This is a genomic window from Capnocytophaga endodontalis (assembly GCF_002209445.1).
Classification (GTDB): Bacteria; Bacteroidota; Bacteroidia; order Flavobacteriales; family Flavobacteriaceae; genus Capnocytophaga; species Capnocytophaga periodontitidis.
The window spans coordinates 1,863,433-1,877,114 of the sequence record NZ_CP022022.1 but is presented as its reverse complement, the minus strand read 5'-3'; the positions used below and the strand labels follow the sequence as shown (position 1 = coordinate 1,877,114).

Annotated in this window: 13 protein-coding genes; 12 read left to right on the top strand and 1 reads right to left on the bottom strand. The window is 35.8% G+C overall.

The features are described 5' to 3' along the window. Positions 1–11 precede the first annotated feature (11 nt). The 6 genes from CBG49_RS08405 (at position 12) to rpsA (ending at position 6,759) form a co-directional block, all read left to right on the top strand. Positions 12–476, top strand: a complete 465-nt coding sequence (locus CBG49_RS08405; RefSeq protein ID WP_088594147.1) for an HYC_CC_PP family protein — start codon at positions 12–14, stop codon at positions 474–476. 85 nt (positions 477–561) lie between these two features. Further along, entirely contained in the window at positions 562–2,817 is a 2,256-nt protein-coding gene (locus CBG49_RS08400; protein WP_088594146.1) for a TonB-dependent receptor, read from the top strand. 1 nt (position 2,818) lies between these two features. Beyond that, positions 2,819–3,169: a heavy-metal-associated domain-containing protein gene (locus CBG49_RS08395; RefSeq protein ID WP_088594145.1), complete on the top strand. Its 351-nt coding sequence runs from the start codon at positions 2,819–2,821 to the stop codon at positions 3,167–3,169. 176 nt (positions 3,170–3,345) lie between these two features. After that, a complete protein-coding gene (locus CBG49_RS08390) occupies positions 3,346–3,885 on the top strand; it encodes a DUF4136 domain-containing protein (RefSeq protein ID WP_088594144.1) in 540 nt (179 codons plus the stop codon). Between the two features lie 71 nt (positions 3,886–3,956). Beyond that, the gene (locus tag CBG49_RS08385) at positions 3,957–4,796 is read left to right on the top strand and encodes a leucine-rich repeat protein (RefSeq protein WP_088594143.1); all 840 of its coding nucleotides are present in this window, start codon (positions 3,957–3,959) and stop codon (positions 4,794–4,796) included. Between the two features lie 208 nt (positions 4,797–5,004). Next, a complete protein-coding gene (gene rpsA, locus CBG49_RS08380; protein ID WP_088594142.1) occupies positions 5,005–6,759 on the top strand; it encodes a 30S ribosomal protein S1 in 1,755 nt (584 codons plus the stop codon). Between the two features lie 72 nt (positions 6,760–6,831). On the opposite strand, the gene CBG49_RS08375 is transcribed toward rpsA, so the two are convergent. Beyond that, on the bottom strand, positions 6,832–7,194 hold the full coding sequence (locus CBG49_RS08375) for a helix-turn-helix transcriptional regulator (protein WP_088594141.1): 363 nt from the start codon (positions 7,192–7,194) through the stop codon (positions 6,832–6,834). Positions 7,195–7,389: 195 nt separating this feature from the next. On the opposite strand from CBG49_RS08375, the gene CBG49_RS16315 reads away from it, so the two are divergent. The 6 genes from CBG49_RS16315 to CBG49_RS08345 all read left to right on the top strand — a co-directional run bounded on the left by CBG49_RS16315 (position 7,390) and on the right by CBG49_RS08345 (position 13,682). Beyond that, positions 7,390–8,538 carry a collagen-like protein gene (locus CBG49_RS16315; RefSeq protein WP_088594140.1) on the top strand — a complete coding sequence of 383 codons (1,149 nt, stop codon included), beginning with the start codon at positions 7,390–7,392 and terminating at the stop codon, positions 8,536–8,538. A gap of 67 nt (positions 8,539–8,605) precedes the next feature. After that, positions 8,606–9,565, top strand: coding sequence for a leucine-rich repeat domain-containing protein (locus CBG49_RS08365; protein ID WP_088594139.1), 960 nt, complete (start codon positions 8,606–8,608; stop codon positions 9,563–9,565). Between the two features lie 66 nt (positions 9,566–9,631). Further along, positions 9,632–9,982: a WD40/YVTN/BNR-like repeat-containing protein gene (locus tag CBG49_RS08360; protein ID WP_088594138.1), complete on the top strand. Its 351-nt coding sequence runs from the start codon at positions 9,632–9,634 to the stop codon at positions 9,980–9,982. Positions 9,983–10,195: 213 nt separating this feature from the next. Beyond that, complete coding sequence (locus tag CBG49_RS08355; RefSeq protein WP_088594137.1) at positions 10,196–11,311, top strand: hypothetical protein; 1,116 nt, start codon at positions 10,196–10,198, stop codon at positions 11,309–11,311. 143 nt (positions 11,312–11,454) lie between these two features. Further along, positions 11,455–12,384 (top strand): ABC transporter ATP-binding protein, encoded by a 930-nt coding sequence (locus tag CBG49_RS08350; protein WP_088594136.1) that lies wholly within the window; start codon positions 11,455–11,457, stop codon positions 12,382–12,384. 23 nt (positions 12,385–12,407) lie between these two features. After that, positions 12,408–13,682, top strand: a complete 1,275-nt coding sequence (locus CBG49_RS08345) for an ABC transporter permease (RefSeq protein ID WP_088594135.1) — start codon at positions 12,408–12,410, stop codon at positions 13,680–13,682.

Here is a 13,682-nt window from a genome sequence, read left to right as displayed (position 1 = left end):
ATTTTCGAACTATGAAAAGAAAATTTATCAACATATTATTATCTGCACTCATCTTGTTCTCTAATTCAGGATGGGCTATTTCTTTTCATTATTGTCAAGACCACTTATCGTCAGTTTCTTTAGAATATATCACTTCTTCTGTAGATGAAGAAGTAAGTGATTGTGCTGATATGGACTCTTGTTGTGCTTCTGAGGACGACGATAGTGATGAGAGTAAAACAGAATCTTCACATAAAAAATGCTGTGACGATACAGCTATATCATCTTCTATTTCTGATAGTACTTCAGTAGTAAAAGCGTTGGAATTGCAACTACAACCTTTTGTAGTAAGTTCTTTGGTTTTTCCTACTTTGGAAGTGGTAAGTATTCCTCAGACTGTAAAGAAAGCCATCACGAGAGATTTCTTTTCGCAGTTGAATGCGCCTCCTCTGTATGAATTGTACTGCCAGAGGATGTTTTATTCAGATAAAAAATAAAAGATAAGAGGTAATAAGAAAGGAGTTTACCTCTGTTTTCCAATCCTTAAATTCTAATTTCTAAACTGAATAAAACAAGACAATAATGTACAAAAAATATATCTTTTTAATAGGGCTGTTGTTGCCCTTGTCTGTCTTTGCTCAACATTTTAGCAAAGGAAAAGTGGTAGACGAAAACAACGCACCTCTTATAGGGGCAGATGTGTATTGGGAGGGTACTGAAATAGGTGTATCTACTGATAATGAAGGAGCTTTCACGCTGAAACGCACAGATGCTTCTAATACTTTGGCAGTAAGCTATATTGGTTATAAAAAGAAAACTGTAAAAGTAAGCGGTAATGCGTCTTTACATATTCAATTGGAACCAGAAGCGGCTTTGGGAGAGGTGGTAGTAAGCCAGAAGCGTGCTAACACGATGAAATCGCAATGGCAAGTAGCTGATGTGCACACAATGAGTAGTGGAGAACTACTAAAAGCAGCTTGTTGCAACCTATCGGAGAGTTTTTCTACTAATCCATCAATTGATGTAAACTTCTCGGATGCTGTTACGGGTAACAAACAGATAAAGATGCTGGGGTTAACCAGTCCGTACATACTAATGGCAGAGGAGAATATCCCTACAATGCGTGGTGCTTCGCAAGCCTACGGACTCTCATTTGTACCTGGCACGTGGATTGAGAGTATCCAGATTACCAAAGGAGCAGGGAGTGTGATTAATGGGTATGAGAGTATTTCGGGGCAAATCAACTATGAGATAGAAAAGCCTCTCAGTAGTCGTCCTTTCTTCTTAAACTTGTATGCTTCAGAAGATAATCGTTATGAACTCAATGCTCATACCAATCAAAAATTATCTGATAAATGGGCGACTACTCTTTTTGCACACGGCAATGTACGCCAGCAGAAAGCCGACCACAATCACGATGGTTTTATAGATAACCCCATAGGTAATCAAATCAACTTGTTGAATCGTTGGCAGTATGCGAATGCAGAAAAAGGGTGGGTAGGTTTTTTGAATCTCCACTATATGAAAGATGAGCGCCAAGCAGGAGAGTTGCGTTTTAATCGGCTAACCGACAAAGGAACTACCAATGCGTGGGGTAGTGAAGTAAACTCCGAACGTTTTAGTGCTTCAAATAAAATAGGGTATGTATTTCCTGACACACCTCATAAGAGTATAGGGTTGCAGAACTCTTTTCAGTCGCATCGTCAAGATTCTTATTTTGGGTTGAACCGCTATGATATACAGCAAAAGAGTTGGTATGGTAATTTGATATACAATTCTATCATCACCAATACCAAACACAAATTTGCCACAGGACTCAACGGAACTTATGACGACTATAATGAGGAACTCACTACTTCGGCTCTTGCGGGAGATTTCTCGCGTGTAGATCGCTCAATAGGTGCTTTCTTTGAATACACTTACGACAATTTGAGTAACTTCAGTTTTGTGGCAGGAGTACGCGCTGATAGTCATAATCATTTAGGAAACTTCATTACGCCACGTTTACACTTGCGTTATAATCCTTGGAAACAAGCGACTTTCAGAGTATCGGCAGGGCGAGGCAAACGCGCTGCTAATGTGATAGCAGAGAACCAACAACTCTTGGCATCTGCACGTCAGCTTGCCATTATAGGAGGTGATGGAGGCAAGCTCTATGGTTTGAATCCCGAAATCGCTTGGAACTACGGAGTGAGCTTTTTGCAAGCGTTTAAAGTATTCGGTAAAAGTGCAGAGTTTTCAGTAGATTTCTACCGCACAGATTTTGACAATCAAGTAGTAGTAGATTTGGATAACTCACCCCAACAAGCCTTGTTTTACAACCTCAATGGGAATAGTTTTGCGAACTCTCTACAAGCGGAATTTAGTATTACTCCTGCCAAAGGGTTGGACTTCAAGGCTGCCTATAAGTATTATGATGTGCAAACGCAGTTTACTAAAGGACAAATGGAGAAGACCCTTACCCCAAAGCATCGCTGGTTTGCCAATGTAGCTTACGAGACTCCTGAGCGCCACGAGAACAAGAATTCTCAATGGAAGTTTGATGTAACCTTCAACTGGTTAGGAGAACAACGCTTGCCTACAACCGCTACGAACCCTATAGCCTATAGGTTAGACGATTATGCGCCATCATTTGCTACACTCAATGCTCAAATCACCAAAGTATTTTCTAAGACATTCGAGGTATATATAGGAGGTGAAAACATCACCAATTATAAACAAGAGAATGGTATTTTGGCAGCCAACAATCCTTTTGGCGCATATTTTGATAGTACAATGCAGTACGCTCCTGCCTTTGGACAGATGTATTATGCAGGATTAAGATTTAAATTATTATAAAATGAAAACACGTATTTTATTATGGATAGCTTTGAGTTTTTTTGGACTCACTATCGCAAGTGCACAACAAGCACCTAACAAAAGTAAGAAAGTAGAGTTTGCTGTAGGAGGCAACTGTGAACAATGTAAGGCGCGTATAGAAAAAGCGGCTTATAGCGTAAAGGGCGTAAAGAGCGCTAATTGGAATATCAAGAGCGGCAATATGACCCTTATTTTTGATGAGCGCAAATGCAGTGAAAGCGATGTGCAGAAAGCTATTGCCAAAGTAGGACACGACGCTGGCAAAGAACGCGCTGACGATGAAGTGTACAAAAACTTACCCCCCTGCTGTTTATACGAAAGATTACCTTAAAATTTGGGTAGCCTAAAAAGCTTTTTGAAAATATGATTAAGGTATACTGATAATCAGATACTTTTAGTGATGTTGTAGAGGGGATTTATAAATCGCTCCTACAACATCACTTTTTTAGATAGTCTCATTTCGGTATAGATTTTGCTGTTAAGAAAGAAACACTAAATCACAACAAAATGAAAAAGATAACTATTCTACTAATGTTAGCAGTAGCTTTGGGGCTTACTTCTTGTGCGAGCATTTATGTAGCTACTGATTATGATCGTCAAGCCGATTTTTCAGCTATGAAATCTTTTGCTTTTTTTAAGGAAGGTATTGATAAAGTACAAATATCCGACTTGGATAAGAAACGTATTTTACGTGCTATAGAGCAAAATCTTACTGCTAAAGGGCTAACACTTTCTGAGAACCCTGATTTTTTAGTAAATATCTTCACTCGTGACCGAGAGAATGTAGATGTGTATGACAACAGTCCTTATTATTGGGGCTGGGGAATGGGTTGGGGGCCATTTTGGGGAGGCGCCACTTATAATGTAAGCCGAAATACTGAGGGTACTCTTTACATTGAGATTATTGATGCGAAGAAGCGTGAATTGGTATGGCAAGGAAAAGGCACAGGCTATTTGCCACAATCGATGGATAAGAAGGAAGAGGCTATCAAAAATTTTGTAAACAAGATATTAGAACAATATCCTCCTTCAGCAGATAAAAAATAACAATCATTAACTTTGTCAGAGTCTAATGACCCCGACAAAGTTTTAATTTTTCATATAGTAATTTGTAACCTATGTTTAAAACCCCTTTTTCTTTCGATGGACGTATTAGGCGTACTGAATTTGGACTCTCCCTTATCATTTTCTATATAATTTTTAATTTTTTAGATGAAGTGTTCAATTTTAATCGTTCATTTTCGCTAATCTTTTTTATTCCTCTTTTCATCTTCTATTTTGCACAATCAGCAAAGCGTAGTCACGATATAGGTGAAAGTGGATGGCTATCTTTGATCCCTTTATATAACCCTTTTCTTTTGTTATTTAAAGAAGGAAGTGCAGGAGAAAATGTGTATGGTGAAGATCCTAAAAAACGTGTAAATAACACATTTTTCAACAATCCTTCTACAACTACCCCTCCACCCATTATATTTTCTCCTGTACAAGCAACTCCATCTGTTCATACCGAGAAGAAAATCACCCAACAATATCTTCTCAGTGAGGATGGTAAAACTTTACTAAAATGGTTTGATACTCAAGTTACTGCTATAGATATGCAAGCCGATCCCATTTTGAGAAATGTTACAACCATAGGCAGAGATGCTTTCTACAATTGCAACAAACTCAGCAAAATAAACTTCAATGGACAGCTCACTACCATACAAAAAGCCGCCTTTGAAGATTGTGACCAATTGCGCCACCTTAGCCTCCCAAGCCGTGTGAGCTTTATAGGTGAATTCCTCTTTGGTAAAAATTGTATTGAGTCTATAAGTATTGAAAGTGAAATACCCCCACGATTAGAAGGTGACTTTTCCTACAACGACGAAAAACTACAAGCTATTTATGTTGCCACAAGTGATATAAGTTTGTATCGCAATAGTGAAAATTGGAGAAAATATGTACACCTTATAAAATAAAACATACTGATTATCAGATATATAAAAAGTTACACAGAAATATTTCTACAAAAACTTTTGGCTATTTAGAAGATTATCACTACATTTGCCCCGATTTTAGGGGAGATAGAGTATTTATTTTATCAATTAAGTTTAACTCTTTCCTATAGTAATCCCCTTATATAATACTCTAATTATTATCAGGAAATACAAATTTTATCATCAGCAAATGGCTGAAAACACTCAAAATCCAGAAGAATTTTTACAAAACTTCAACTGGGAAAAATACCAAGAAGGTATTGACAGCGTACAAGAAGACCAATTAAAAAACTTCGAAGAATTGGTTAAAAACAATTTCGTTGACACTCAAGACAATGAAGTAGTAGAAGGTGTTGTAACTCGTATTACCGATAGAGAGGCAATTATCGACATCAACGCTAAATCTGAAGGCGTTATCTCTCTCAACGAGTTTCGCTACAACCCTAACCTCAAAGTAGGTGACAAAGTAGAAGTACTTATTGATATCCGCGAGGACAAAAACGGTCAGTTAGTACTTTCTCACCGCAAAGCACGTACGCTTAAGGCTTGGGATAGAATCAACTTAGCACACGAAAACGGCGAAATCGTAAATGGTTTCGTAAAAAGCCGTACCAAAGGCGGTATGATTGTAGATGTATTTGGCATCGAAGCATTCCTCCCTGGTTCACAAATCGATGTGAAACCTATCCGCGATTACGAGCAATTCGTAAACAAAACAATGGAATTCAAGATTGTGAAAGTAAATCACGAGTTCAAAAACGTAGTGGTTTCTCACAAAGCGCTCATCGAAGCAGATATCGAAGAACAAAAGAAAGAAATCATCAGCCAACTCGAAAAAGGTCAAGTACTCGAAGGTGTTGTGAAAAACATCACTTCTTATGGCGTATTTGTAGACCTTGGTGGCGTAGATGGATTGATTCACATCACCGACCTTTCTTGGGCTCGTATCAACCACCCAAGCGAAGTGGTTTCTGTAGATCAAAAATTGAACGTAGTAATCCTCGATTTCGACGACAACAAATCTCGTATCCAATTAGGCTTGAAACAGCTTAGCAAACATCCTTGGGATGCTTTAGCCGACGATCTTAAAGTGGGTGATAAAGTAAAAGGTAAAGTTGTTGTTATTGCCGATTATGGTGCTTTTGTAGAAATCGCTGATGGCGTTGAAGGTCTTATCCACGTTTCTGAAATGTCTTGGAGTACTCACTTGCGTTCTGCTCAAGATTTCGTAAAACTTGGTGACGAAGTAGAAGCTGTTATCTTAACTCTCGACCGCAACGAGCGCAAAATGTCTTTGGGTATCAAACAACTTACCCCAGATCCTTGGATCAACATCACTGAAAAATATCCAGTAGGTTCTAAACACACAGGTACTGTTCGTAACTTCACTAACTTTGGTGTATTCGTAGAACTCGAAGAAGGTATTGATGGTCTTATCCACATCACCGACCTTTCTTGGACTAAGAAAATCAAACACCCATCAGAATTTGTAAACTCTGGTGATAAAATTGAAGTAGTAGTACTCGAATTGGATGCTGAAGGTCACAAATTGTCATTAGGCCACAAACAAACCACTCCTAACCCTTGGGACAAATACGAAGCTGAATTTGCCGTAGGTACTATACACACTGGTACCATTTCTAAAATGGTAGATAAAGGTGCTACCGTTCCTTTCAACGACGATATTTTAGCCTTTGTTCCTTCACGTCACTTAGAAAAAGAAGACGGAAAAAAATTAGGCAAAGGAGATACTGCTGAGTTCAAAGTAATTGAGTTCAACAAAGAATTTAAACGCGTGGTAGCTTCTCACACCGCTATCTTCAAAGAAGAAGAAGAAAAAATAGCTAAAGAAGCTACTGTAAGCACCAATTCATCTACTGTTGAAAAATCAACCCTTGGAGACCTTGAAGTATTACAAGAGTTGAAAGACAAGATGGAAAAATAGAAGTAATTTAGTTTTTTTCATAATTTTTTGTTTTAATGAGGAAAAGTCGTTGCTGGGAAGTAACGACTTTTTTTATTTAGCAAGCTGACTCCTCAAAAAAGCAATCTCCTCTTCTTTCATAGCAATAATACGCTCATACAACTTCCTCTCTTCTTCAAAATTTTTAGTATCATAAAAATTACCTACCTGATTTTTAGATGTTGTATCATTAAAATTATTATTGAAAACACTACCTCCTTCATATTCAAAAACTTCAGGTAAAGAAGTATCTAATATCTTTATAATCTCAAACAAACGTTCTACAGTAAGTTGTGTTTGTCCATTCTCAATACTACTATAAGCGCGTTGAGAAATATTTAGTTTCGCTGCCATAAACTCTTGCTTGTAGTCTTTAGCTTCTCTAATTCTTCTTATTTTATCGTGATAATTATACATATAGAAATATTTTTTCTGCAAATGTACGAAATATTTCTAACATAGAAGAAAAGTATACTAAATATTTGCAAAAAATATAGTTACTTTGTCCCCAGAAAAAATAGTATAAATTTTTCTTGTAATAGGACACACTTTGTCCTCTACCCATAGTATTTTTGTAATGTAAATAACAATCAATAATTTTTATCAAAACAAATGAAGAAAATAATTTTAATGGCAGTAGCAGTGCTGGGAGCATTAGCTATAAACAGTTGTAGAAAAGAAACTGAAACAATTATCGAAAGAGTAGAGGTTCAAAAAGGCAATCAAATCCTTTCTGGAATAGGAGCGCCTACAGAAACTCTTGGAAATGTAGGTGATTACTATTTAGACCTTTCTAATAGCAATCTCTATGGAGCTAAAACTGCACAAGGTTGGGGAAATCCTATCAGCCTAAAAGGTATACAAGGAGATAAGGGAGAGAAAGGCGATACCGGTGCTACTGGACAAAAAGGAGACAAAGGTGATACTGGTGCTACTGGACAAAAGGGAGAGAAAGGTGATACCGGTGCTGCTGGACAAAAAGGTGAAAAAGGTGATACTGGTGTTACTGGACAAAAAGGTGATACTGGTGCCACTGGAGAAAAAGGTGAAAAAGGAGAGCCTGGCACTCCTGGTCAAAATGGCTCTAAAATCTATGCAGGAATAGGAGCCCCTACTATTAATATAGGTGCAGTAGGAGATTGGTATATCGATAGCCAAAACAAACATCTTTATGGACCTAAAGAAACAAGTGGCTGGAGCAATGAATATATTTCTCTCACTGTAAATTCAGAAATTCGAGACTCTGACTATGTATTAAGTGAAAACAAATCAAAATTAGTGAAATGGCTAAATAAAGGTGTTAAAAAATTAGATATGAATACTGTCCCTGAATTTAGAAATGTAAATAGTATTGAGTTTTCTTCATTTAATGGTTGTACAGAATTAGAAAGTATCATCATAGGAGATAATGTTTTAAATATTCAAACCAGTGCTTTTTCACATCTAAAAAAACTAAAAAATATTACTTTTAACAATAAGATAAAGGGTATCTCAAATGATGTTTTCAGAGGTTGTACAGCTTTAACAACTCTTACATTTCCTAAAAGTATAAATTTCTTTGCAAGTGGTTCTTTTGAAGATTGTCCTAATTTAAAAACATTTATTATTAAAGCAGAAACTCCTCCAAGGGTAAACACTTTCCCATCATTATTTTCAACAGGTGATGAACCTACGATTTATGTACCAGCTAATAGTGTCGAAAACTACAAGAAGGCTGAGGGATGGAAAAAATATGCTAATAAAATTCAAGCTATACCTTAAAATTAAACTAAAGGCGGAACCCGAAAAGCCTATAACAGAGTAGGGACATTTTTAATACTAATTACAAATGAAAAAACTTGTTTTTATAGCATTAGCTGTACTGAATGTATTGGCTTTAAACAGTTGTGGAAAAGAGAATAATGATAGCTTTGATAATGAAGGAAAGAGTAACAATACAAATAACCAAACAAATAACAATGAAGAGCAGCCTACTATTCCTTCTAACTATTATGTACTGAGTCCTGATGGTAAAACCTTAATGCAATGGTTTAATACTGAAGCTAAAATCATTGATATGCAAGCAGATAAAGTTTTGAGAAATGTGACTCATATATCAGCAACCTTTGGAAATTGTAAAAAACTAACTTCTATTATTTTACCTAAAGGATTAGTGAGTTTAGGACATTTTACTTTTGGTGGATGTGAAGCTTTAGAATCCATTGAAATCCCTTGTCTTAATATACCAGAATATAGTTTTTACAATTGTAAATCTTTAAGTTCTGTTACTTTCTTAAAAGACGTTTACTCTATTGGAACTTTTGCTTTTTATAATAGTGGTGTTACTTCTATAACTCTTACCAATCGTACTATAGGAATAAATGAAAACACTGTAACAAAAATTGAACCCTATGCATTTGCTGAATGTAAAAACTTAACTTCTGTTACTTTCCCTGAGTATAGAATATGGGAAATTAAAGACGGAGTTTTTCAAGGTTGTAAAAAGTTAAAAAACATAACTATTCCTGATAGTTTAAAAATCATAGGGAAACACGCTTTTTATAATACAGGATTATCTTCTATAACTATTTCAAAAGGAGTTTACAAAATAGATGATTTAGCTTTTTATAATTGTAAATCATTAAATACTGTTACTTTGAAGACTTCTACACTTATTGAAATAGGCTCTCAAGTTTTTGATTCAGATAATAGTTTTTTAACTATTTTTGTCCCTCACAATATGATATCTTGGTATAAAGATGTCTCAAAATGGAAAGAGTATGCTGATAAAATTCAAGCTATACCTTAAAATCAAACTAAAGGCGGAACCCGAAAAGCCTATAACAGAGTAGGAAAAACTTAAATTATTTAAACGATGGCACAAGAAATTAATTTAGGAAGTGAGTTACTTAGAATTTGTCCCACAGACGACAACAAAATTGAGTATTCCACCAATAATGGAAGAAGTTGGCATACACGCTACAAAGGCTCTTCTGCTGGTGATTTTTACGATTTAGCTATTTTTGGCGATGAAATTTTTGCAGTTACTTCTAAAGGTATTTACACTTCTAAAAGTGAAGGACGTAGTTGGTATTCTCGTTACACAGGTTCATCGTGTGGGGAATTTGAATCTATCCAAGTAATTGGAACAGAACTCATTGCCTACACCTCTAAAGGTACCTATGTTTCTAAAAACGAAGGTCGTAGTTGGTCAAAAAGGAATTAACCTACAGAATGAGGCTGTCCGAAAAGTCTCAAAATCACTTTTGCGTTGCTACACTTTGCCAAAGTTTCAGACTTTGGCAAAGTTGATTATACTGATAATCAATAACTTTTGTAGTATATTATGTAGGAAAGCCAGCGATAGCTGGGTATGTGCAGCAAACGCCCACATCAATAGAACTTTTTGGACACCCTCATTCTCTAAATAAAAAAATAAATGTCAAGAAAAATATATATTGCCTTAGGAGCTTTGTTTGTAATCTCTCTTAGTATTTTTATCTTTAATACTATTTACCAAAATCAGCTCCCTAAAATTGTTGAAGAAATTAATAACTCAGCTATTGGAGCTATACTCACAGCTATTGTTACCGTTTTCCTTTTGCAAGGACAAACTGCCACTGAAGAAGAACGCGAGAGAAATCTTTCTGTATTCGAGAAAAAACAAGAAGTATTTCATAACTTCTTAGAAAAACTCAAAGAAATAGTACAAGATGGTAAAATTACTATTGCAATGCGTGATGATGCACAAGGAGGTGAAAATGTAGATGAACTCAAAGAACTACTCTTTCAGCTCTCATACATTCAAATGCACACACACGAAGACAATACCGATAAAATCTTCAAACACATTGCAAATATCATACAGCGAATGAATGAATTTGAAACAGCTGGCAATGACAAACAAGCCTTAATGGCTGAGTTTTATACTAATTTTTCACAAGAGTTATTTGGTATCATCACTGTACTAAAAAGTGACTTGTACAAAGTAGACTCTAAACCTATCCCCCCTGAAAATATTAAAAGCATTTTAGAAAAATGTAATTTATTCGTTGAAGGTGGCGAAATAGATAAATACGAAATGCAAAACTACTTTTGGAATGAACTACAAAATGAACTTATAGCAAAAGGTTATAAGTTTGAAAAATTCAATTTTGAACAAGACGTAAATAAGTATTACAGGGGAACTAGGAACAGACATAAATGGTTTGGATTTACTATTCCTATTTATACCACTCAAACTAATGAAGAAGTTAACTTTGATATCGAATTAGAAAATGATTATTATTTTGGTTTTCATAAAAATGGGAACCCTAGTAGTGAGTTATTTGTAAAATGTGTTAGAGAAACTTATGCAGGTTTCAAAGAAAGTAATAGTTGGTACGGTTGGACATATTCAACACGATACAATTTAGACTTCTGGAATTTAAATAGTCCAAGTTTTGAATCGTTAAAACACCCTCAACGACGAAAATTACTCATAGAAAACATAGCCCGTGAAATGGATACTTATATTCAGATTTTTATTAGAGTAGCCCACGAAAACAATTTGTAGCTATAACTTTTCATCAAAAAATACCATAAAAAACAGGTTATCCTAACAACCTGTTTTTTTTATTTGCTTTTCTTTTTGATTTACTATATCTTTGCCCTCTGAAAACTAATCATTAATCATTTTATCACTAACCGTTTTTCAAAATGCTTAGAATAGAAAATATCAGTAAACAATACGGCAACTACACTGCACTCAACGATGTATCGCTACACATCCCTAAAGGCAGCATCTTTGGATTGCTCGGACCTAATGGGGCAGGAAAAACTTCTCTTATACGTATCATCAACCAAATTGTACTGCCCGATGCAGGACAAGTTTTTTTTGACAGCGAACCTTTGCAACCCAAGCATACAGCTCAAATAGGCTATTTGCCCGAAGAACGCGGTTTATATAAATCGATGAAAGTGGGCGAACAAGCCTTGTATTTAGCACAACTCAAAGGATTGAGCAAAGCTGAAGCTAAGGAACGACTTAAATTTTGGTTCGATCGCCTTGATATTGGCGACTGGTGGAACAAAAAAGTACAAGAACTCTCCAAAGGGATGGCTCAAAAAATACAGTTTTTAGTAACCGTATTACACAACCCCAAACTACTGATATTTGATGAGCCTTTTAGTGGGTTCGACCCCATCAATGCCAATGTTATCAAGGACGAAATTCTCTACTTGCGTGACCAAGGCGCTACCATTATCTTCTCTACTCACCGAATGGAATCGGTAGAGGAACTGTGTGACCATATAGCACTCATCAATAAATCACGTAAAATATTAGATGGTAAACTTATTGATATCAAACGTGCTTATAAAAACAATTCTTACGAAATAGGTTTAAAATTGCCTGAAGACCAGAAACCTGCTCTCTTGAACGAACTGAAAATGCATTTTGAACTAAGTGAAGCGCATTTCAAAACATTGTACGACGAATTAAAACTGCATATCAAGCAAAAAGAAGGACAAACCGCTAACGATTTGTTGCAATACCTTATAACTCGTGCCGAGGTAACTCATTTTGTAGAGGCTATCCCTACCGTTGATGAGATTTTTATCTCAACCATTAATAAATTGTCAAACTAAAAACTGCCCGTGAGGCTCATATTATGAAACATTTAGGAATTATTATTCAAAGAGAATACTTAAATAAAATACGTAATAGGTCATTTGTGATAATGACGTTCGTAAGTCCACTTATATTCGTTTTGTTTGCTTTTATCATTGGCTTTTTAAGTGATATGAACCGAAAGAGCAAGGCTAAGGATATTGTGATTGTAGATGAAAGCGGACTCTATGCTAATACTTTTGAGAATACCGAGACAACTCAGTTTCAATACCTCAATAATATTTCACTCAAAGATGCCAAAGCTAATGTATTAGAAAAAGGTCAATATGGATTGTTATACATTCCCGCTAAAGGTGACCAAAATATTGCTTTCTATAGTGAAGAATCACCCTCCTTATCACTTACTAATGAGATGACAGCTGCAATGGAGCGCACTCTTTTCCAACATAATCTCACTCAAAAAGGAATTGATAAAAAGGAAATAGACGCAGCTAAAGCTCATATTGATATCGAGTTACAGAATTTCACAGGGGAAAAGAGCTCCGAATTTGATAGTGTGATGAAAATAAGCATTGGAGGAATTGCTGGTTATCTAATTTTTATGTTTATCATCATCTATGGCAATATGATTATGCGCAGCGTAATAGAGGAAAAAACCAATCGAATTATAGAAATTATCATTTCATCTGTCAAACCTTTTGAATTGATGTTAGGAAAGATTTTAGGTACTTCGTTAGCGGGCATCACTCAATTTGTAATATGGGTTGCTATAGGGGGGATATTGTTAACCTTAGCTCCTTCTTTTTTTGATGTAAACACTTCTACACAAGCAGTACAAGGAGCAGGTAACTTATCGGATATCAATAATATAGTAAATTCTTTATACCATTTCCCTTTTGCCGAAACCTTCGTAGTCTTCCTCTTGTTCTTCATAGGAGGCTACTTGCTATATAGTTCGCTTTATGCAATGATTGGCGCAATGGTTGATAATGAAACCGACACTCAGCAGTTTATGATGCCTATATTAGTCCCTTTAATGTTAGGCTTCTATGTAGGAATGTTCTCTGTAATCGAAGAGCCCCACGGCACCATTTCGGTAGTATTTTCGTACATTCCTCTTACTTCACCTATAGTAATGCTAATGCGCATACCATTTGGAGTAGCGTGGTGGGAAGTAGCAATTTCCCTTGTTATTCTGTATCTTTCTTTCTTCGGAATTATCAAATTGGCAGCCAAAATATACCGCATTGGAATCTTGATGTACGGCAAAAAACCTACTTATAAAGAACTGTGGAAATGGCTTAAAATGAAATAA